Origin of the sequence: Paenibacillus periandrae (genome assembly GCF_022458865.1) — a bacterium.
GTDB lineage: Bacteria > Bacillota > Bacilli > Paenibacillales > NBRC-103111 > Paenibacillus_S > Paenibacillus_S periandrae.
Genome location: NZ_JAJNMU010000009.1, coordinates 158,812 through 180,968 on the forward strand (window position 1 = coordinate 158,812; position 22,157 = coordinate 180,968).

At 46.2% G+C, this 22,157-nt stretch carries 17 protein-coding genes; 14 read left to right on the top strand and 3 right to left on the bottom strand.

The annotated features are described in order from the left end of the window. Positions 1 to 85: 85 nt before the first annotated feature. A complete protein-coding gene (locus LRL21_RS16625) occupies positions 86 to 2,740 on the top strand; it encodes a DNA internalization-related competence protein ComEC/Rec2 (protein ID WP_240416922.1) in 2,655 nt (884 codons plus the stop codon). 72 nt (positions 2,741 to 2,812) lie between these two features. Here the strand turns inward: LRL21_RS16625 and LRL21_RS16630 are convergent, their stop codons facing one another. Continuing rightward, positions 2,813 to 3,958 (bottom strand): DUF2264 domain-containing protein, encoded by a 1,146-nt coding sequence (locus LRL21_RS16630; protein ID WP_240416923.1) that lies wholly within the window; start codon positions 3,956 to 3,958, stop codon positions 2,813 to 2,815. Positions 3,959 to 4,369: 411 nt separating this feature from the next. Here LRL21_RS16630 and LRL21_RS16635 point away from each other — a divergent pair, with 411 nt between their 5' ends. The 3 genes from LRL21_RS16635 to holA all read left to right on the top strand — a co-directional run bounded on the left by LRL21_RS16635 (position 4,370) and on the right by holA (position 7,737). Continuing rightward, positions 4,370 to 4,927: an RNA polymerase sigma factor gene (locus LRL21_RS16635; RefSeq protein ID WP_076230084.1), complete on the top strand. Its 558-nt coding sequence runs from the start codon at positions 4,370 to 4,372 to the stop codon at positions 4,925 to 4,927. A gap of 127 nt (positions 4,928 to 5,054) precedes the next feature. Then, the gene (locus LRL21_RS16640; protein ID WP_240416924.1) at positions 5,055 to 6,464 is read left to right on the top strand and encodes an anti-sigma factor family protein; all 1,410 of its coding nucleotides are present in this window, start codon (positions 5,055 to 5,057) and stop codon (positions 6,462 to 6,464) included. Positions 6,465 to 6,717: 253 nt separating this feature from the next. Further along, positions 6,718 to 7,737, top strand: coding sequence for a DNA polymerase III subunit delta (holA, locus tag LRL21_RS16645; protein ID WP_240416925.1), 1,020 nt, complete (start codon positions 6,718 to 6,720; stop codon positions 7,735 to 7,737). A 193-nt stretch (positions 7,738 to 7,930) separates the two neighbouring features. Here the strand turns inward: holA and rpsT are convergent, their stop codons facing one another. After that, positions 7,931 to 8,203: a 30S ribosomal protein S20 gene (gene rpsT, locus LRL21_RS16650; protein ID WP_240416926.1), complete on the bottom strand. Its 273-nt coding sequence runs from the start codon at positions 8,201 to 8,203 to the stop codon at positions 7,931 to 7,933. Between the two features lie 198 nt (positions 8,204 to 8,401). Here rpsT and gpr point away from each other — a divergent pair, with 198 nt between their 5' ends. Continuing rightward, complete coding sequence (gene gpr, locus LRL21_RS16655; protein ID WP_240416927.1) at positions 8,402 to 9,394, top strand: GPR endopeptidase; 993 nt, start codon at positions 8,402 to 8,404, stop codon at positions 9,392 to 9,394. A 106-nt stretch (positions 9,395 to 9,500) separates the two neighbouring features. Here gpr and LRL21_RS16660 read toward each other — a convergent pair whose 3' ends face one another. Continuing rightward, a complete protein-coding gene (locus LRL21_RS16660; protein ID WP_240416928.1) occupies positions 9,501 to 11,210 on the bottom strand; it encodes a methyl-accepting chemotaxis protein in 1,710 nt (569 codons plus the stop codon). A 206-nt stretch (positions 11,211 to 11,416) separates the two neighbouring features. On the opposite strand from LRL21_RS16660, the gene LRL21_RS16665 reads away from it, so the two are divergent. The 9 genes from LRL21_RS16665 to dnaK all read left to right on the top strand — a co-directional run bounded on the left by LRL21_RS16665 (position 11,417) and on the right by dnaK (position 22,109). Continuing rightward, positions 11,417 to 12,658: a stage II sporulation protein P gene (locus LRL21_RS16665; RefSeq protein WP_240416929.1), complete on the top strand. Its 1,242-nt coding sequence runs from the start codon at positions 11,417 to 11,419 to the stop codon at positions 12,656 to 12,658. A 23-nt stretch (positions 12,659 to 12,681) separates the two neighbouring features. Further along, positions 12,682 to 13,056: a hypothetical protein gene (locus LRL21_RS16670; RefSeq protein ID WP_240416930.1), complete on the top strand. Its 375-nt coding sequence runs from the start codon at positions 12,682 to 12,684 to the stop codon at positions 13,054 to 13,056. Positions 13,057 to 13,152: 96 nt separating this feature from the next. Then, positions 13,153 to 14,964 carry a translation elongation factor 4 gene (gene lepA / locus LRL21_RS16675; RefSeq protein ID WP_240416931.1) on the top strand — a complete coding sequence of 604 codons (1,812 nt, stop codon included), beginning with the start codon at positions 13,153 to 13,155 and terminating at the stop codon, positions 14,962 to 14,964. A 99-nt stretch (positions 14,965 to 15,063) separates the two neighbouring features. Then, positions 15,064 to 16,227 (top strand): radical SAM family heme chaperone HemW, encoded by a 1,164-nt coding sequence (gene hemW, locus LRL21_RS16680; protein WP_240416932.1) that lies wholly within the window; start codon positions 15,064 to 15,066, stop codon positions 16,225 to 16,227. Between the two features lie 90 nt (positions 16,228 to 16,317). After that, positions 16,318 to 16,779 carry an N-acetyltransferase gene (locus LRL21_RS16685; RefSeq protein ID WP_240416933.1) on the top strand — a complete coding sequence of 154 codons (462 nt, stop codon included), beginning with the start codon at positions 16,318 to 16,320 and terminating at the stop codon, positions 16,777 to 16,779. A 128-nt stretch (positions 16,780 to 16,907) separates the two neighbouring features. After that, positions 16,908 to 17,930: a heat-inducible transcriptional repressor HrcA gene (gene hrcA, locus LRL21_RS16690; protein ID WP_240416934.1), complete on the top strand. Its 1,023-nt coding sequence runs from the start codon at positions 16,908 to 16,910 to the stop codon at positions 17,928 to 17,930. Continuing rightward, positions 17,927 to 19,465: a TCP-1/cpn60 chaperonin family protein gene (locus tag LRL21_RS16695; RefSeq protein ID WP_240416935.1), complete on the top strand. Its 1,539-nt coding sequence runs from the start codon at positions 17,927 to 17,929 to the stop codon at positions 19,463 to 19,465. The genes hrcA and LRL21_RS16695 overlap by 4 nt, the downstream gene beginning before the upstream one ends. 99 nt (positions 19,466 to 19,564) lie before the next feature. After that, positions 19,565 to 20,146, top strand: coding sequence for a nucleotide exchange factor GrpE (gene grpE, locus LRL21_RS16700; RefSeq protein ID WP_240416936.1), 582 nt, complete (start codon positions 19,565 to 19,567; stop codon positions 20,144 to 20,146). Between the two features lie 118 nt (positions 20,147 to 20,264). After that, on the top strand, positions 20,265 to 22,109 hold the full coding sequence (gene dnaK, locus LRL21_RS16705) for a molecular chaperone DnaK (RefSeq protein ID WP_240416937.1): 1,845 nt from the start codon (positions 20,265 to 20,267) through the stop codon (positions 22,107 to 22,109). Positions 22,110 to 22,157: the final 48 nt, after the last annotated feature.

Genomic DNA, 22,157 nt, shown 5'->3' on the forward strand with positions numbered 1-22,157 from the left:
TTATGGGGAAGAACCTCTTCATGCACCCTTAGGTGCAAGAGGTTTTTTTGTGTTTTATCCATAATTTCATGGAGGAGGCTGCTGGATGAATCGACCTCTCGTAGTATGTACGCTGCTGTGGATTAGCGGTTATGCATTGGCATATTTATTCAGTCTTGATTGGTTATCTCTATATGTAAGTTTACTATTAGCAATAGCTATGATTATATATTGGGTTCTGGGCTTGAAATTCAGAATAGGCGTATGCGCAGTACTGCTTGTGTTGATTGGCGCAGGCTATTATGAGAATTATGACCAATCCAATCGCAGTGATATTTCAATGCCGCGTGATGCAGAAGGAGCTGGAGAAGCCAGCATGATTCTGGCAGGCTTCATTGCATCGAGAGTAGAGGTTGACGGGGATAAAGCATCCTTTACTTTAATGGTTGAAAGCAAACAACAGGAGACAAGGGTGGATGAGCCCAGTAAGCTTGACGTAAAACCTAAGCGTGTAGAAGAACCGATAGCTGTAAATGTTAAGCTGTTAACCCGCGAGGAGCAGCAGCGTGCCTATTCCTGGCAGAGGGCAGATCGAGTCGTTCTTCAAGGGGTGGTCAAGCTCCCAGCGGAAGCACGGAATTTTGACGGATTTGATTATCGCGACTACTTGAGGCTGCAGCATATTCATTGGATTGTGAGTGTTAAAGGGATTGCATCCATGCAGGTTACACAGCCACAAACATGGACTCTGGATTCTCTATTACGCTGGAATGATCAATTTCGAATGATTCTCGCGCAACGGATTTCAGATATATTCCCTGCTGCTCAGGGAGGATTTATGCAAAGCATGCTGATCGGTTTAACTGATGATATGGACCCTGTTCAATTTCAGCAATTTTCACAGCTTGGATTAACACACATTTTAGCGGTGTCCGGATTAAATGTTGCGGTATTTCTTGCTTGTTTGCTATGGGTATTGCGTAAATTACGTTTTACGAGAGAGACCTGCATCCTTACAGCTATTGCACTGATGCCGCTATACATTGCTCTAACTGGGGGCTCGCCATCTATTGTTCGCGCAGGATTAATGGCGATGATCGGTTTATATGCGGCGTATCGTCATACATTAAAGGACGGCTTGCACTCCGTTCTATTTGTTGGTTTTGTCATGCTGTTATGGGATCCCTATTACTTACTGGATGTCAGCTTTCAGCTCTCATTTTTGGTAACCATAGGGTTAATTGTCGGAGTACCGCCTGTTAACACCATTATGCCTATCCGTTCGCAGCTATGGAAAAATACACTTTCGATCTCGTTAGTGGCTCAATTGATTTCTTTTCCGGTATCGATTTATTATTTTAATCAACTATCGCTGCTGTCGCTGGCAGCCAATTTGTGCCTGGTCCCTGTGTTTAGTATGGTCACGATGCCGGGAGGCACTGCAGCTTTGGTTATCGGCTTCATCTATGTGCCTGCAGGTCAGGCGTTGGCTTGGCTTGTCGCCAAGGTCAACGATTGGGTGTTTCTCGTCGTTTCGATCTCCAGCAAATGGGATGGCTTTCAAACAATTTGGCCAAGCCCCAGTATAGGTTGGATGGTTGGTTACTATATAGTTCTCGCTTTTCTGGTAGCGATGCTTATTCGTTTGAAAAACGAACATCATAAAGCAGCTGAGCCTATGCTGAAGGCTGTACGACCCGGCTGGTACCTTGAAAGAAATGGCCAAATGAAGTGGAATTGGATGAAGAAAAAATTGCCGCTGCCTCTGGCAAGCATAAGCTTGATTGCCCTGTTGGTATATGCCTATATTCCTGACCGGTGGCATTCAGTCGGGGAGGGGCATGTGGATTTTATCGATGTGGGTCAGGGGGATAGCATATTAATACGTTCACCGATAAGTCGCAGTGTAATTTTGATTGATGGTGGTGGAACAGTAAGCTTTCATAAACCGGGAGAGGAGTGGAAGCTGCGCAAAAATCCGTATGAAGTGGGAGGCAAGCTGCTTGTACCTTTATTAAAAAAACGCGGCATACAGCAGATTGATTATTTAGTCATCTCCCATGAGGACGCCGATCATATCGGTGGCTTGCAGGCAGTATTGGAGCAAATACCGGTAAAGCAGCTTGTGTACAATGGTACATTCAAACCCGGCCCATCCGTAGAAAAATTGTTCCAGACTGCCTTGGATAAACAAGTGAAGCTTGTTAAAGCCAGTGCCGGAAGCACACTAAAAATAGATGCGGCTACGGAGCTATTGGTGCTGCATCCAATACCGAGCACTGCTGCAGAGGGACTGCGTATTGAGAAAGAGCAAAATGGCCAGTCGGTTGTGTTCATGATGCGTATGGATAACACAAGATGGCTATTTACCGGAGATATGGATCAAGCTGCCGAAACGGCTGTAGCACAAATGACAGCTGCTGCCAAGCCCATTGACACCCGTGCGAGTAGCCCCCATGCTGCCAAGGAGATGCCGCTTAATTTGCATGAATTGATGATGCAGGGGCCTATTGATGTGCTCAAGGTTGCGCACCACGGAAGCAAGACTTCTACGTCCAATACCTGGCTTCAGGCCTATCCACCTAAAATGGCGGTTATATCAGTCGGTGCAACCAATGTTTATGGTCACCCGCATCCTACCGTTGTAGAGCGTCTGCAGCAGCATGATATTCAAATCGTACGCACAGATAAAATGGGGGAAGTGCAAATGTTGATTCATAACGGAGAGATAAAGGTGAGGACAAAGCTTGAAGTGAACTGATAAAGGGTTAATATGATTCTATATACATAAACAAAAAACTCGCTCTGATTTTGAGCGAGTCCCTTTCAATAATTAACCTTTCAAAGCCTTGTCAATCGGAATTTCTTGGCCGGCCCATGCCTTCTTTCCTGTCCAGTCTGCTTGTCCCTGCCAAAAAGGATCAGACGCACTTAATCCCAGTGGCAAAAATACGGCAGAACATAAATACAGGCTGCCTGTAGATATATACGTCTCGCCAACCTCCGGTTGATGGCCGCAGAATCCGATAGTCAACCAGCCATTCTCATCAAATGTACCAGGAGCTTCAATCATCCGTCGAATAACCGCAGTTAATGCGCAGCGAACTTGTGCTGGCTCTATACTGTCATCCAGCTCATTGCGCAGCGCGATTTGACTCAAAACCTGGAAAGCGCCAAATCGATAGGCTAGTGAGCGACCGTGTGTCGGAAACGTGCCCTCAGGTGAAATCAGGCGCTCTTGTTGAACAGCATAACGTTGGGCTCGCTTCACGATGCGTTCTTGTAATGCAGCCCAAGCCTCATCTTCACCGGCAACAGCTTCAATGATATCAACCAGCATGGGTTGAATGACAAAACTGTTGTAATAATCCGCATGATACTCCGGCCCGTCCCCATAGATGCCATCACCTTTATACCATTGTTCATGCTGCCTGATAGCATAATCGACACGCATCCGATCCCAATCTTCACCAGCATGGAAAAGAGCGGTTTCAATCATCGCTGCGAACAAGAGCCAGTTGTTAAACCCCGGCTTGCGTGTCCGGGTTGCTTTCAAAGCTGCAACTACTTGCTGTTGTACTCGTGGCTCCAGCTTTTCCCATAGCTCTATGGGAGCCCGTAAAATGGCATGAGCCAAAAACGCCGCGTCCACAATAGGCTGATAACCTTCGGAAAAATTCATGAAATCAGGAGAGGAGGGATCTGTACCCGCATCAATGGCTTGTCTGGCAAGATCGGCGTAATGCTGTCTCAAACGTCCTTCTTCACCCTCGCGGCTGCCAGTTTCGAGCCAAGGTGCCATTCCTGTTAATAAGCGGGCTAATGCCTCTAAATGCGTATACATAGGCCTGTCATTGGTTTTTCCTTCGACGGGCATTTTTTCTTTTAGCTGACGGTTGGTCAAATGATACAGCACGGGTTGTGCAATTCGACTTAAAGTATCTATCCAATAAATTCGATCTTCCTGAGCTTCCGGCATGATGAGATTCCCTCCAACATAGTTTCGACAATTAAGTTCTCTTTTGATCATTTTATAACAAAAAGATACATGGGTCATTGGTGAACATGACAATTATCTTTGTGTAAAAATTATATAGTTTCATTTTCTAGCACAAATATTGGGAGCTAGGGTGTTTCTGGGTAAGTTCTATAAGGGAGAAAGTGTATAAATCTATATATTAGTTGTTGGCAGGCAGCTTGTTGAACGTGTATAGTTTGTATGTTGCAGGCAACTAATCACTTAAAATCAAGACTTCCATTTCAGCCAATAACTGCTGGAGTATACCTTCGCACTTAAATTTGATATTCTTAATACAACTAATTATATTTTTGTTGTGCAACATTATTAATTATAGTTTCGTTTATATAGTTGCAAGAGAGGGGGATCCCAGTGGTAGCGCCAGATTTGATCAAGGCTGCCCAGTCGGGCGATCGCGACGCTCTAATTACCCTGCTGCGTGAGATTGAAAATCATGTTTACCGAACTGCATATTACATTTTGGGTAATGAGCAGGACGCCTTGGATGCCGCGCAGGAAGCTTTGATACGCATTTATACAAAAATAAATTCTTATGAAGAAAAGGCGCAATTCAAAACGTGGGTCCAGCGCATTGTTACCAATTTGTGTATAGATAAATTCAGGAAAAACAAGCCTACTGTTTCCATTGAACAGTTTGATTTGACCTTTACAGAAACAAAGACAGTTGAACAAGAGGTTATGTCCGCATATATTGCCGAAGATATTAAAGAGGCCATTGATAAACTGCCGGAACATCATCGATCAGTCGTCGTGCTTAGGTATTTGCAGGATTTTTCCTACAATGAAATTGCCGAATCACTTGATTTGCCCATCAACACGGTTAAATCCTATTTATTTAGGGCTAGGCAGCAGTTGCAAACGTTGTTGCAGGATTACAAAAAAACATCAACCGAATCGACCCGGGGATGAGCAGATAACGGGCTTGATTTTCAAGCTTAGTCGGTATGCTGCGTAGCGTTGTGCACTGTCACATATCAGTTGTGAATCTTTTAGAAAGGTAGTGTGCGGGATGAATTGCCAAGAGGTGATCGAACTGATGCAGAGATATCTCGATCAAGATCTCGATAAAATAGAATATAATCAAATGCTCGATCATATACAGGATTGCCCGGAGTGCTCAGAATTGTTTGAGCGATTATTAAATGTATCCGAGCAATTGGAAAGCTTGCCTAAGGTTACGCCTGCGTTTAGTCTGGTAGATGCGATTCTGCCTAAGCTGCAGCAAATGGATATGGTGTCAACTCCTTTGACAATGGAGGATCATGCTGCATATGCAGCCCGCGACATCTCATCCCCTGTTCCAGCAGAGCTGCCATCCTCAGCTGCGCAGACTGTGCGCAAAGATACTGTACCTGTAAGTCGAGCTACAGATTGGCGTAGTCGGACACGTGGCTTTGTTTCAGCTAAAATCGTTGGTGGTGTAGTTGCCGCTGGTTTGATTCTCGGTTTCTTTGTTTTCAATCAGCAAGAGCAGAGCAATATGCAAAATGCTGATAGCGCCCTAATGGCTCCGAAATCCGCCTCAACGAGCAGCGCAAGCTCTAGGGAAAAATCTGCAGCTCCTGCAGCGTCAGGCATGAGTGATTCCAAAAGTACGGCTCCTACGGATATCGCTTCAGATGTTAACGGCAATGCGCAGGGACTTCAGCAAGAACAAAGCAGTGCGTCCCAATCTTCTAAAGATTTGGTTACTCCATCCGTAGCTCCGACTACGAGTACGCCTGCTAGCAACTCAACGCCAGCACCGAACATGGGCTCCAATAAGATAGGAGGCGCGGTTCCACAGACATCCAGTCCAAAAAGCCCGGCAGCCGACAGTCAGATCATGACTCCTCCAAGCACAGGTGAGAGTACTTTATCGAAATCTTCGTCCACTCCGCTGCAAGCGGGCACAGGAGACGGACAACTGAAAGAACCTCTAACCTTTGGAGCACAGCAGCCAGCGGCTAAAGCGGATAACCCAACTGCCAAGGCGATTGTTCCGCAGGCAGAGACGCCACGCAGCAGCTTGGCAGCACCAGGTTTATTCGGTGGTAATGCAGCATCTTCGGCTGCATCCGATAAAAACTCTGGCGCTGGGTCAGGAGAGGTTGCCCAACCAAGCACCGGCAACGCAGCTTCAGCCAATGAAAGTAATGCGGCCAAATCCAAAATAGGTGAGGCGCCAGCTGCGGATCAAAGCTTCTCGTTCATGCAAGCTCAAGCAGCCAGCAGTCTTGCTGCTGCTGACAAGACGTACACGGCTGCCATTAGCGAGAAGCGAGTCGTTATAAGTGATAAGAATGGAAAAAGCATCTTTACATCGATGAATGTAGCCGCGGATACCGAACAAATTACATTGATGGAATGGACGACTGATTACAAGCTGACCTATCAGATAAGCAATCCAACCAGCACAAGGACTTTCACTATCAACGCTGTAAGTCGATCGGAAGCAGCCAAGTGACCATTTACAAATATTTCGTATTCAAGCCAACACACATTGTTCTTCACTTGCGTATGATAGGTTAGGTTGGAAATGAAATCATAACGTCGTATGACCACTCGGGGAACGGTTTCTAGAGCCTTAACCCGATTGTTTATATAGATGGGCTTGGCAGCAAAGGGATGATGTCTGAACCGTAAGGTTTTGACGGAATCCCTTTGTTGTTGTTACAATGCTCATATAAACAGGCTTAGAGAGAAATGGGTGAGCAGCAATGGATTTCAAGACCGCGTTAAGGAGTATTCAAAAAGGTGCATTTGCGCCGCTGTATGTGTGTTACGGTACAGAGGGCTATTTAATTCAGGAATTTTTACAGAAGCTGACGAGCCGTCTTATTGATCCACAGGATGCAGCGTTTGCTGTATCCAGGTATGATTTGACAGAAACCTCGATAGATAGGGTTATAGAAGAAGCTGAGGAGTTACCCTTTATTGGGCCAAGAAAGTTGATCGTAGCGACAAACGCACTGTTTTTGACAGGGTCCAAGGACAGCTCAAAGGTTGAACACAGTCCCGAGCGGCTGCTGGAATATTTAAAATCCCCTGCCGATTTTTCCGTTATCGTTCTAACAGTAAGTGCTGAAAAGCTTGATGAACGCAAGAAGCTTGTGAAATCACTGAAGGAAAAAGATTATTTGATATCATGCGCTGCTTTATCGGCAGACGATCTGGGACAGTGGGTGAAGGGAGAGGCTGACAAGGTCGGCATTTCTTTTGCACCTGGTGTTCAGGATCAATTTATTATGTATACGGGAACGAATCTGCAGGCTTTATCGAGTGAGTTGGATAAATGCGCTATGTATATAGGGCGCGGCGGCACGATAACGAGTGATATATTAGAGCAATTGGTGACGCGAAGCATTGAACAAAATATTTTTCTGCTGATTGAGCATATAGTACAGCTTAAACTGGACAAGGCCTTCACGATGCTGGCTGAGCTTCTGCGGCGCAAGGAAGAGCCTATTAAGATCATGGCTTTGATAGCGAGACAGTTTCGTATCATGTACCAGGTAAAGGATTTGCAGCAGCAAGGCTACTCACAGCAGCAAATTGCATCGCAGATCAGTTTGCATCCTTATGCAGTCAAGATCGCAGCCGGACAGAGTAACCGCTTCGAGGTCAGTCAGCTGTTACATATTTTAGATCAATTATCTGATCTTGACTATCAAATGAAAAGCGGTAAAATCGATAAAGCAATCGGTCTGGAGCTTTTCTTGTTAAAGCTCGTTGCTTGAAGCGAGTGCCGGATTTATAAGAAAAGCTTCTGTTCGAAGCCTATTCGATGAAGATACATCCGTGTTATAAATGTAGCTTTTCCTGCGAGATAAGAATCGTCCAGCTTTGCTGAAAACATATAAATTCTTATCTCTTCAAAAAAACGACCTGCCCCCAAAGGAGTGGTCGTTTTTATTTGTTCGCATTGGTTAATTAAGCTTGTGCTGAAAGCGCGTTAAGTCTTTTCGCTAAGCGGGACTTTTTACGGGCTGCGGCATTTTTATGGATTAAGCCTTTGGACGCTGCTTTATCCAGCTTTTTGCTGGCAGTGACCAGGGCTGCAGTTGCTGTTTCCACATTGCTGCTAGCAGCAGCTGTTTCAAAGCTCTTTACTGCTGTGCGAAGGTTTGATTTCTGGGATGCGTTGCGTAGACGACGCTTCTCATTGACTTTCACTCTTTTAATCGCGGATTTAATGTTCGGCATTGACGTTCACCTCCTAATACAACTTGCATCAACCATAGTGCTTGTTTGAAAGATCCTTTTGTTGACAACTCTAGATATTCTAACACGGCCCATATCAAATTGCAATAGATCAATCCGCAACGATTCCGACAATTGTTGCATAAGGCTGCCTGTACATTCACACACTACGGGCATAGCTATGTAAAAGGAGATGTCAGCATGGATCTAAGCGCATATACAATTCGTACGGACCTGGCTTTGGAGGCGCATGATATGGCTTCAAATTCAGGCAAGGCAATCCCCGGTGTTCATATGTCATCAGAAACGCATGAAGGAATCACGGTTAGTACCACCGATATTACGTCTCAGGAGGGCTCTGCTGCATTAAGCAAGCTGCCTGGACATTATATTACCATAGAAGTGCCTCAATTAAGAAAAAAAGACAGTGTACTCCAGGATCGTGTTGCAGCTGTCTTTGCCAAAGAGTTCGAATCCTTTTTGGCCAAGCTCCAAATCGATTCGATGTCAAAGGTATTGATTGTGGGCTTGGGGAATTGGAACGTCACTCCAGATGCTCTGGGACCATTAGTCGTAGAAAATGTGATGGTCACCCGCCACTATTTTGAGCTAATGCCCGGAGAGGTGAGTCCGGGTTACCGTCCTGTGAGCGCTATAGCGCCTGGTGTTCTGGGTACGACAGGAATTGAGACCGGTGAAATTATTCAGGGAATCGTCGAAAAATCAAAGCCGGATCTGGTCATTGCCATCGATGCACTAGCCTCGCGTTCTCTGGAGCGAGTGAATACGACCATCCAGATCGCGGATACAGGCATACATCCGGGATCTGGGATTGGCAACAAACGTAAGGGCTTGACATTGGACACACTCGGAGTACCTGTCATTGCTGTGGGAGTGCCAACCGTCGTGTTTGCTTCCACCATTGTGAATAATGCGTTTGAGCTGATGCACAAGCATTTTCAGCAGCAAACCGCTCATACGGGTGAAATTCTTGGTCTTTTGGACCAAATGAAGGAAGATGAGCGACTGCTGCTGGTTAAGGAAGTGTTAAGTCCATTGGGACACGATCTGTTGGTCACCCCAAAGGAGATTGACGAATTTATTGAGGATATTGCCAATATTATTGCCAGTGGCTTGAATGCCGCCCTGCATGAGGTCGTCGGGATGAATAATGTAGCCGCCTATACTCATTAGTCTATTATGATTGTATGGAATGACATGACAAAACGCCAAGCCTGCGGCCGGAATAACGCATAGCTTGGCGTTTTTAGGTATACATGGAAATTTACTGCTGCTGAAATCAAACGATCTTGAAGCGTTTGACGAGGCTGTTCAAGTTCTCGGCCATTTTGGAGAGATTCAACGAGGAGAGAGCAACTTCTTCCATTGATGCCAGCTGCTGCTCAGTTGCAGCGGAAACATTTTGTGCACCTGCCGCTGTTTCCTCTGTAGTCGAGACAATCCCATTAATGGCGATAACCATTTGCTCGGTATTCGCAGATATCGCTTTCAGCGATTGATGGACATTGTGGATACGATTATTGACCTCACCAACAGCCTGGGTAATTTCAGCAAAGGAGCTGCCGGCATACTGAACTGCTGCCAATCCTTCCGTCATTTGCGAACTTACCAGATTCATGCTATGGACCGCAGCTGCTGTATCCTCCTGTATCGTTTCGATCATGTTCTCAACCTTCTTCGAGGAGCTGGCGCTTTGCTCCGCGAGCTTGCGAACCTCTGCCGCAACTACAGCAAAGCCTTTTCCATGCTCTCCGGCTCTTGCCGCCTCTATCCCGGCATTTAAGGCCAACAGATTCGTTTGCACAGCAATGCTATTAATCACTTTGTTCATATCACCAATTTCACTAACACGTTGCGCTAACCGCTGCACGACACTATTCATGTCTCCAATTGTATCGTGTATCGATTGAATTTGCCGAACCGCTGATTGAATCGTTTGAAAGCCTGAATGGGCATTTGTGGAAGCAAGCTCTGAGGAGGAAGCTGCCTGATTCGTATGCTCTGTAATTTGTTGAATCCCTGCGTTCATTGTGGTTACGGCATCGGAGGTTTCATTCACACTGCGTACCTGCTTATCGCTATCCACGGCCATAACCTGAATGGTTTGGGCGATATGCTCGGTGGCCTGACTGGTTTGATCAGCGCTGGCAGTCAACTGCTCTGTGGAAGCGGATACCTGAATGGCATGATCATCAACCTCGCGAATGATATGCTGCAGATCCGTTACCATTTCTGCAAAGGAGCCTGTCAATCTGCCTATTTCATCGGTGGAATCCGCTCGAATATGGACGGTCAAGTCACCTAGTGCTACTTGTTTCGTCGCTTCAATCAATCGGTCCATCGGCTTGGTCAATATGCGTGCAAGCAATAATGCGAACAATAGTCCCACAATAATGGCCACGGGCAGTGTGATCAAAGAAATCCGAATATCCTGATCGATATGGTTCTGGAGCAGCTGGCTTTGATTAGAGAGCTCCTGATCATGGTATGTGATCATTCGATCTATAGTGGTGTACAGCTTTACTTTATGTATGTCGGTCTCATCATCAAGCTTCTTATAAGTTGCTTTTAATGTATCGGCGTTCATGGTTTTTCTTTGATCATAGGCAGCCTTTACTCTATCAAAGGTAGAAAGATAAGCGGTGGTTTCCGTAGCAATTTCCACAGCCCACAGCTTTTCCTGATCATTGCTGGCAGCCTTTTGGATATCAGCCAATTGGCTATTGATCGTTCGTGTGTCCTGCTCGTAAACAGTGATGGAGCCTTCATTTTCATTAATAATCAGGTCAGCCTGACTGCTGTACAATTGACCGATCATATTTTTGAACTGCAATGCGAGTTTGGAAGTATTCACTGAATTCAACTGGTGCTGTGTAGTCTGCTTGATCTGGCTGAGCATGATGTAATTAAATCCGATGACGCCTCCCAGAAAAAAGATTAATACCCCAAATCCCATTAGCATTTTCCACTTTAACGGTAAGTTTTTCATGACAAGCCCCTTTCGTCTGACATAGCTAAATTGGAAACTACCGATATTATATCACGAATCCATTAGAGTCCATTCAAGATTCAATAGAGGAAGAAATGAAATCTTTTCGTTCTAGATCCTACCAACTGCTCATAGATTTGTTACTAGAGAATGGAGCACGACTACAAATCCATGATGTGGGTTTTAGGGTGGAGGAGGATGCAGAATTGAAGTGGACAGAGGTTACTGTGGATGTAAATAAACATCGTACAATAGGACAAGGTCTGGCTGTATATTTCCGCATTATGGCCACACTGCTAATGGGGTGTGTGATGTTTTTTGCGGCGTTTGGTCTTTTGGGCTTTGCTCAGGCCAAGCTGACGAATACGACACCGAATTCATCGATGAAGGGTTTGGCTTCGTCGGTTTCAAGTCGATTTTTTTTGGACATGCTTGGGATGGAAATGCCGCATATGCAGACAGATCGGCAAACCTTTACCTTCTCGCAATCTAATGTTTCCGGTTTTCTATTTACGCTCGTCACAGATTTGAATTGGAAGGATCCCAAAACCTTTATTTCCCGTGAAATGCCCGGTATGTCTCAGGATCGTTCAGTTGTGCTGCGTAAGGGGGTACAGACAGGAGATGACGGGCCAGAAGATTATGGACCGAAGGCAGATGTTATTCCCAAAAATGGAGAGGGCGGGGAGGGTTCAATTACTGCTAATCCATCTCCGCTTCCGGAAGTAGGCGAAACGACACAGGGAGAGACCAAGATAATTCCGCCTACAGCTCAGCCCCCACGAACCGCAGGCAGAAATGTTGCATTCATTTATCAGTCTCACAATCAGGAATCGTATTTACCTGAGCTCGATGGTGTTAAGGACCCAGACAAGGCCTACGATCCTCAGACTAATGTGACCAAGGTTGGGCTGCGGTTAGCGCAAAAATTGGAACAGGAGGGTATCGGTGCTGTTCACTCTGACAAAAATTATCCTGCAATAGAAAAAAGCTTTAATTATTATTTTTCCTATAAGTATTCTTTGAAAACCTTGCAGGAAGCAAGCGCATCCCATCCGGATCTGAAATACTATTTTGATATCCATCGGGACTCCCAAAGGCGGGAAAAAACGACGGTTCGGATCAACGGTAAGGATTATGCGCAGCTCTATTTTATTATTGGAGGCAAAAACCCGAACTGGAAAGAAAATGAACAGTTTGCTTCACAAATTCATCAAGCTATCGAAGCCAAGTTCCCGGGGATCTCCAAAGGCTCGTTTGCCAAAGCTGCGGAAGGCAATGGTGTGTACAATCAAAATTTTTCAGCGAACAGCGTACTGATCGAGGTTGGTGGTGTAGATAATTCCCTCGAGGAGTGCTACCGGACTGCAGATGCGCTGGCAGCAGCAATAGCCGAGGTTGTGCTGAACGTGAAGAAGGTTGATGGAGCGAATACACAGGCGAAGTAGGCAAGTAGTGGAGGAGCAGGAGCATGGACAAGCTGTATGTGAGGCTGATGGTGATCGGGTTTGTGACGGGCTTTTGCATTTTTGTAGGATTGATGCTGGTTAATCGAGCTGTTGAGAGAAGTCACGAACCAGTGGTTATAGAAGCTGCACAGCAGAGAGAACCTGAATCTACAGAGTCTGCATTACAAGTAAAAGCCGAGCCTGATAAGACAAATGTGGATGAGGCATCCAAGGAAACGACTGTGAAAGAAAAAGTAGAGTCCGAAGAACAGCGGACTGTGATCAGCAAAGCAACAGGTGTCGGACGTTTGGGTAACAAGATTGGCGGTCTTCTGCAAATACTGGCGCATTATGGTATCCAGGGGGTTGTTGCCTTATTTGAGGCGATTACCGCTTAAGGTATGAATACGAAGGTGACTCCATTGCCGCAAAACGACACACCTGCTATAATTAGAAGAATTGTTAAATTTGCAGGTTAGTGAGGGTCAACTTACATGGATATTCATGCCAGACAGAAAATGATTAGAAACTTTTCAATAATTGCCCATATCGACCACGGGAAATCGACATTGGCCGACCGGATATTGGAATATACGGGTGCTCTTTCATCAAGAGAAATGCAGGAACAAGTGCTGGATCAGATGGATCTGGAGCGTGAGCGGGGTATTACCATTAAGCTGCAGGCCGTTCGTTTGGAATACCGCGCTGATGACGGGGAAACCTATATTTTGAATTTGATTGATACACCAGGGCATGTCGACTTTACGTACGAGGTATCACGGAGTCTAGCAGCCTGTGAGGGTGCGTTGTTGGTAGTAGATGCCGCACAGGGGATAGAGGCGCAAACGCTCGCAAATGTGTATCTGGCATTGGATAATAACCTGGAAATCTTACCTGTTATTAATAAAATCGATTTGCCGAGCGCTGATCCTGAACGGGTCAAGCAGGAAATCGAAGAAGTGATCGGTCTGGACGCAAGCGAGGCGGTGTTAGCATCGGCCAAGGCGGGAATAGGGATCAAGGAAATTTTGGAGCAGGTAGTCCAAAAGGTCCCAGCGCCTTCAGGTGATTCCGGGCAGCCGCTAAAAGCGCTTATTTTCGACTCACATTATGATCCCTACAAAGGTGTTATCGTATATGTTCGTGTCATTGACGGAGCTATTAAAGCAGGCTCCAAGATCAAGTTTATGGCTACGGATAAAGTTTTTGAGGTCATTGAGGTAGGGGCGTTTATGCCAAGAATGACGATTGTCGACACCTTAAATATAGGGGACGTTGGCTTCATCGTTGCGGGGATTAAGCATGTTGGCGACACGCGGGTCGGGGATACCGTAACGGATGCCAAAAATCCGGCTCCAGAGGCGCTTCCCGGCTACCGGAAGATCAATCCGATGGTATTCTGCGGATTGTATCCGATTGAGAGTACGGAATATAACGATCTTCGAGAGGCGCTCGGAAAGCTGCAATTGAATGATGCTTCATTGAGCTTTGAGCCAGAGAGCTCGACGGCACTAGGCTTTGGCTTCCGCTGCGGTTTCCTGGGCTTGCTGCACATGGACGTTATTCAGGAGCGGATTGAGCGTGAGTTCAACATTCCACTGATTACGACAGCACCGAGCGTTATTTTTAAAGTGACTCAGACCAACGGTGAAGTGCTAACGATCGATAATCCATCGATGTTCCCGGAGACAGGCAAAATTGATTACGTGGAAGAGCCTTACGTAGTCGCATCTATAATTGTACCTAATGATTTTGTGGGTGCCATTATGGAATTGTGCCAAAGTAAACGCGGTGAATTTATAAATATGGAATACTTGGACGCCACGCGTGTTACGCTTTCTTATAACATTCCGTTGTCCGAAATTGTGTATGATTTTTTTGATCAGCTGAAATCAAGCACCAAAGGCTATGCTTCATTTGACTATGTGTTGTCAGGGTACAAGCAGTCCAATCTGGTCAAAATGGACATCCTGCTTAATGGTGAGCAGGTGGATGCTTTATCTTTCATTGTGCATAGAGACCGGGCCTTCAATCGCGGGCGCATTATTTGTGAAAAGCTGAAGGAGCTTATACCGAGGCAAATGTTTGAGGTGCCGATTCAGGCAGCGATTGGTCAAAAAATCATTTCGCGTGAAACCGTTAAAGCGATGCGTAAAAACGTACTTGCCAAATGCTACGGCGGTGATATTTCCCGTAAAAGAAAACTTCTGGACAAACAAAAAGAAGGTAAAAAGCGGATGAAGCAGGTTGGTAACGTTGAAGTACCGCAAGAAGCGTTTATGGCCGTGCTGAGGCTGGATGAGTAGCAGGTAAGGCGATGCAAGAGCAGGTGCTTGTCTGAGCACCTGCTTTTGGCGTCATAGAAGCAGGCTGCTATTACGTGTTCCGCGGAAAGGAGAAAACGGATGATTCAGCGTGAGGAGACACCACAAGCATTATATATACACATTCCATTTTGCACCAATAAATGTCACTATTGCGATTTTAATTCTTATATATTGAAGGGTCAGCCGGTAATGGACTACCTCGATGCATTGGAGCGGGAAATGGAGCAAACGGTGAAACGGATTCCGCCGGGTGAGATCCAAACGATCTTCGTCGGAGGGGGTACACCGACCGTTCTGCTGCCTGATCAAATGGAAAGCTTCCTGAAAAGGGTGCATACTTATTTTCCTCATAAGTCTGCTGAGCTTGAATTTTCTATGGAGGCCAATCCGGGAACGACGGATAAGGAAAAGCTGCAGGCCATGAAGGAAGGAGGCGTGAACCGGATCAGCTTTGGTGTGCAATCCTTCGACAATGCGCTGCTGGAAGGAATCGGTCGAATTCATAATACAGATGATGTATATCGCAGTATTGAGAATGCGCGGCAGGTCGGCTTTACGAATATGTCGATTGATTTAATGTTTGGACTGCCCAATCAGACGGTTGCCGCTATGAATGATTCTCTGGACAAAGCGCTTGCGCTTGGGCTGCCGCATTATTCGATTTATGGTCTCAAGGTTGAGGAGAATACGTTGTTCCACAATTTGTATCAAAAAAACCTGCTGCCGCTTCCTGATGAAGATGATGAGCTGAATATGTTCCTGCTGATTATGAAACGTTTGAAGGAGGCTGGGTATTCACAATACGAAATCAGTAATTTTGCCAAGCCTGGTAAGGAAAGCCGCCATAACAGCATGTACTGGCTGAATCGCAGCTATTATGGTCTGGGAGCTGGTGCGCATGGCTATATGCACGGGAATCGTCATGTGAACATCAAAGGTGTTCAGGCGTATATCGATGAAACACAGCAAGGCCGTCCATTATTGGAGGAGTATGCGATCAGTGAGCAAGAGGCGATTGAGGACTTTATGATGGTCGGCCTACGGCTGTTGAGTGGAGTGAAGCGAGCTGACTTCAGACGTCAATTTGGATTGGAGCTGGATGCTGTGTTTGGCAGTCATTTGAATAAATTGATGGACCAGAAGCTGCTGACCAGTACAGAGGATGGATATCGATTGACCGAGCAGGGTGTGCTGATGGGTAACGAAGTATTCGGTGCGTTTCTAAGCATTTCGGTTGAATAGGGAGTTTGCGGAAAAATTTTTGATGGATATTTTATACGTCTTGTTGTATATTTATTCATATTAATTTTTTTGTGAATGGTGGTTTTTCTAATGACTGTTGTATGCAGAAAGGCAACGCCTGACGACGTTGATATTTTATTTGATATTATTCAAGGTTATGCGGAACAAGGAATTATGCTGCCGAGGTCGCGAGAGGTGCTGCTTGCACAGATTGATACCTTTGTTGTAGCTTTTATAGAGGAACGGTTGGTTGGCTGCGGTTCTCTTACACGATTGGGTCAGGATTTGGTGGAGATCCGTTCGCTTGGGGTAACGCAGGGCTACAAGGGTAAGGGCATCGGGAATGCACTGGTTGACTTTCTGACAGATGAGGCAAGAGCTCAACACATCCCAAAAATTATGGCATTGACGTATGAAGTGCGGTTCTTCGAAAGAAACGGGTTTACCGTGGTGGAAAAAGAAATTTTCCCCGAGAAAGTATGGCGCGACTGTATTCATTGCAAAAAGCAGCACTGCTGTGACGAAATTGCCGTTTTGAAGCGGCTGGATTGACTTGACACAGACCTCCGGGTCTGTTATTTTTGTATTATGAATTAGCACTCGACAGATATGAGTGCTAACATTTAAATGAAAGCAAGATCCTTAATGGATCTATTATGAATAACTTTGGAGGGTTGAACATGCTAACCGAACGCCAACGCCAAATTCTTAGTGCCATCGTAGACGACTATATCCGTTCGGCAGAACCGGTTGGCTCCAGAAGCATTTCCAAACGAGGAAATGTGGGATTCAGCCCTGCTACGATACGTAATGAAATGTCGGATTTGGAAGAAATGGGTTTTTTGGAGCAGCCACACACATCGGCAGGCCGTATTCCTTCTCATAAAGGCTACCGTTATTATGTGGATCATCTGATCCCCCACGGAATTGCGAATCAAGAGGTTGATGTTTTAAAGCTGTTTTTTGCAGAAAAAATGCAGGAAATGGAGCAGGTCATTCAACACGTAGCTTCCATATTGTCGAATTTGACCAACTATACATCTATTGTGATGGGACCCGAAATGTTCAACACAACGCTTCGGCACTTACAGATTGTTCCCCTGAGTGATCGGACGGCTGTGGCGATTATCGTTACGAACAGCGGGCATGTCGAGAACAAAACCGTGACAATTCCCGAAGGTATTCCGATGTCGGAGATTGAGAAGTTTGTCAATCTGCTGAATGCACGTATGCAGAACGTACCGATACTGCAGTTTAAATCCAAGCTGTACACTGAAATCGGCGAAGAAATGCGCAGCTATGTGTCCGGTTATGAGGAGCTGCTTACGATGCTTAATGGTGTCCTTGATCAAGGTGAGGAAGACCGGATATTTCTCGGTGGTACAACGAATATGTTGACACAGCCGGAATTTCGGGATATGGAAAAGGTGAAAAGCATTCTCGATCTGCTGGCTGAGACACCCGCTTTAGTGAAGCTGTTTACAGGTACCGGAGCAGGCATTCAGGTGAGAATCGGCAGCGAGAATACGGTGGCCGCGATTAATGACTGCAGCTTAATTACCGCTTCCTATACGATAGAAGGCAAGAATCTCGGTACGATAGGTATTCTTGGACCGACTCGTATGGATTATGGCAAGGTTATGAATCTTCTGACTCATTTATCCAAAGATATGACGTTGGTTCTGGAGCGATGGTACAAATGAATCCGGTAAAGCCGATCTCAAGTGAAGGCGATGACACGTTTGCTACTATACTCAACAACGCAGGGGCGATTCGAGCCATTTGCTCCGCAGTTGAGGGAACGCTTGGTCCCAAAGGGCTGGATACGATGCTCGTGGGCGCACAGGGCGAAGTCATCATTACGAATGACGGTGTAACCATTTTGGAAAAGATGGATGTGACCCACCCTGCTGCGCGTTTATTGATTCAGGTTGCGCGATCACAGCAAGAGCATGTTGGGGACGGTACAACAACCGCTACTGTGCTTGCGGGAGCCTTGGTGGCCGAAGGTGTAGCGCAGGTAACAAGGGGCGTGCCGGTAGCCAAAATCGTCAAAGGGATTCAAGAAGGAATTGCAGCTGCGATTAAGCTTCTTGCACGGCGCAGCCGAAAGATTAATGGATTGGATGACCCGCTTCTGTACCGGATTGCTTATATAGCCGGGCGTGAGCATACGGATTTGGCGCAGCTTATACTTGAGGGTGCGCGCCAATTGGGTACAAATAAGCTTCAAGAAGACAGCTTTCGGTTTGCCGATGTGGTGATTTCCCATAAAAAAGCGGTTAGCGAGGTATGGCCTGGGCTGCTTATACAAAAGATACCTGCTAATGCGCAAACGGATTTTCCAACCGCCCCAGCCTCGGTCCTGATCATACAGGATGCATTTGAGCCGGAAGTGATCGATGAAGAAGCGCTGATGACGGAAGCCGGCTTTCAGAAGCAGATGCAGCTGAGGGAGCAATTTCGTCAGTCGCTCAATAAGCTTCTCGAGCTGAAGGTTGGGCTTATACTCGCAGACCGTGGAGTTAACGCCGAAGCGGAGCAGTTCTGCACGGATCACGGAATTATGGTTGTACAGCGGGTTCCGCGCCGAGAGCTTCGTCTTGTAAGCGAGTATACGGGAGCACGTCCGATACGTCGCAGCGGGCTGTATAAGCCGGTAAATGAGCTGTCAGGTTATCTGGGCTTCGCCGGGCGTGTGTCCTACGACGAGCGGCTGGAATGCGTTCGCATATCCGAAGGCAGAGGACGCGCACAGGTGACCGTCATTGTTGGTGCAAGCACGAGCGAGGTTGTTGGCGAGCGACTGCGTATTGCCAAGGACGCAGCCGCTGCCATGCAGGCGGCGCTGCGCGGCGGATGTTTGCCTGGCGGCGGCGCTGCAGAGCTGTCTGCTGCGTATGAACTGGACCGTCTGCGTGAGACGGTCCAGGGGATGGAGGGCTTCGGGATCACAGCCGTTGCCCAAGCCTTGCGTAAGCCGCTTGCCCAAATTGTTGTCAATGCGGGTTATAATCCTCTGGAAAAGGTCGAGGAAGTCAAGGCCGCGCAAATTGCTTCAGGGTCAGATTCATTGGGTGTGAATTGCGACAATGGCACAGTCATCGATATGCTTGAATACGGCATTGTCGACCCGGCTGATGTGAAATTGCATGCGCTGCATGCTGCTGGCGAGGTGGCGGCTGCGATTTTGCGCATACATACAGTCATCAAGATGAAGCCGCGCGTGGAAGAGTAAGAACCCGTCAGCAGGGCGAGTGGAAGCTCAAACTTGCTTAAAGCTCACATGCATGGTTAATATAGAGTCATGTAGATTTGATTAAGGAGGTGACAGACATTGAGTACAGAAAATAACAAAAATTTTGATGGTAACGCAGAAGCTGAACAAGCTGATGCTAAATATACCGAAGAAGCAGTAAACACTTCCTTTGAAAATGAAGCGGCTCAATCCGAGCAGGCTGATCCTCAAGAACAGGAGCTGCTGCAGCTCCGCCAGCAATCGGAAGAAAATTACCAACGTTCTTTACGGACACAAGCCGATTTTGACAACTTTAGAAGAAGAACCCGTCAAGAGAAGGAAGAGTTTGCAAAATACGCCTCCCAAAAGGTGATTGAGCAGCTTTTGCCTATAATTGATAATTTTGAACGTGCATTGGCTGCAGGCAGGGAAAGCAATGATTATGAATCGCTCCTGAAGGGTGTAGATATGATCTACCGTCAACTGGACCAGGCTCTTGCAGGTGAAGGCCTGAAGCGAATGGAATCAGTTGGACAGCCATTTAATCCGGAATTCCATCAAGCCATTATGCAAGTTGAATCAGATGAATATGAAGAAGGTATTATCGTCAGTGAAATTCAAAAAGGCTACCTGCTCAAAGATCGGGTGCTGCGCCCGGCAATGGTTCAAGTAAGCTCTTAGGATTTATCTTACCTGGATTAGCTCCAATGATATTGTACAACCGCAGGCATGCGGACTGTTTGCATAGTCATTGCGTTCGTGTTTTGCTGGCATAAAAACTATTAGGAGGTTTACTATAATGAGTAAAGTAATCGGTATTGACTTAGGAACAACCAACTCATGCGTAGCGGTAATGGAAGGCGGCGAAGCCGTTGTTATCCCTAACGCAGAAGGTAACCGTACAACTCCATCGGTTGTAGGCTTCAAGAAGGACGGCGAGCGGATCGTTGGTGAAACTGCCAAACGTCAAGCAATTACGAACCCGGATCGTACCATCAGCTCAATCAAACGCCACATTGGTTCGAATCATAAAGAATCTATTGACGGTACAGACTATACGCCTCAAGAAATTTCCGCAATTATCCTGCAAAAGCTGAAAGCTGATGCTGAAGCTTACCTGGGTACTACAGTTTCACAAGCCGTTATTACCGTACCTGCATACTTTAATGATAGCCAACGTCAAGCAACCAAGGATGCTGGTAAAATCGCTGGTCTTGAAGTTCTGCGTATCGTTAATGAGCCAACTGCTTCCGCACTGGCATACGGTATCGAGAAATCCGAAGACCATACGATCCTGGTATATGACCTTGGCGGCGGTACCTTTGACGTTTCTATCCTGGAACTGGGCGATGGTATTTTTGAAGTAAAAGCAACCAGCGGTGACAACCGTTTGGGCGGTGACGACTTTGACCAATTGGTAATCAATCATTTGGTAGCTGAATTTAAAAAAGAGCAAGGCATCGACCTGAGCAAGGATAAAGCAGCTGTTCAACGTTTGAAGGATGCTGCAGAAAAAGCGAAGAAAGAACTTTCCGGTGTATTGACAACTACGATTTCCCTGCCGTTTATTACGGTAGTAGACGGAGTTCCTCAGCATTTGGAGATCAACCTGACTCGTGCCAAATTTGATGAAATTACATCTGCTTTGGTAGAAAGAACATTAGGACCAACACGTCAAGCTTTGAGTGATGCGGGTCTGACAGCTAACCAAATTGATAAAGTTGTTCTGGTTGGGGGTTCCACACGGATTCCTGCCGTTCAGGAAGCTGTAAAACGTTTGATCGGTAAAGAGCCTTCCAAAGGCGTTAACCCGGATGAAGTCGTTGCTCTTGGTGCAGCTATCCAAGCCGGCGTATTAACCGGTGATGTAAAAGACATCGTATTGTTGGACGTAACTCCGTTGTCCTTGGGTATTGAAACTGCTGGTGGCGTATTTACGAAGATGATTGATCGGAATACAACAATTCCTACCACCAAATCTCAAATATACACAACCTATGCCGATAATCAGCCTAGCGTAGAAATTCATGTGCTTCAAGGTGAGCGGGCTATGGCTAATGACAATAAAACACTGGGACGCTTCATGCTTGGTGATATTCCTCCGGCTCCGCGCGGTATTCCGCAAATTGAAGTTACCTTTGACATTGACTCCAATGGTATTGTTAATGTTAATGCCACAGATAAAGGAACTGGCAAAAGTCACAAAATCACAATAACTTCTTCCAGTGGGTTGTCGGATGAAGAAATTGATCGTATGATGAAAGATGCCGAAGCTAACGCCGACGAAGATCGTAAGCGCAAAGAGCTTGTTGAAGCTCGCAACACAGCAGATCAATTGGTATACTCCGTTGATAAGACGATCAAGGACCTTGGCGACAAGGTAGATCAAGCTGAAATCGATAAAGCGAACGAAGGTAAGGAAAAAGTTAAAAAGGCGTTGGAAGGCGACAATCTTGACGAAATCAAAGCAGCAACGGATGAATTGACAGAGATCGTTCAACAGCTGTCTGTGAAGCTGTATGAGCAGGCTGCCCAACAAGAGCAAGCGGGTCAACCAGGCGCTCAAGGCGAAGCCGATTCAGCGAAAAAAGATAATGTTGTCGATGCTGACTACGAAGTTGTTGACGAGAACAAAAAGTCTTAATTTATTCTTGAAAAACATAGGCAAGATGAAGGTCAAAGCTGTTTTCAG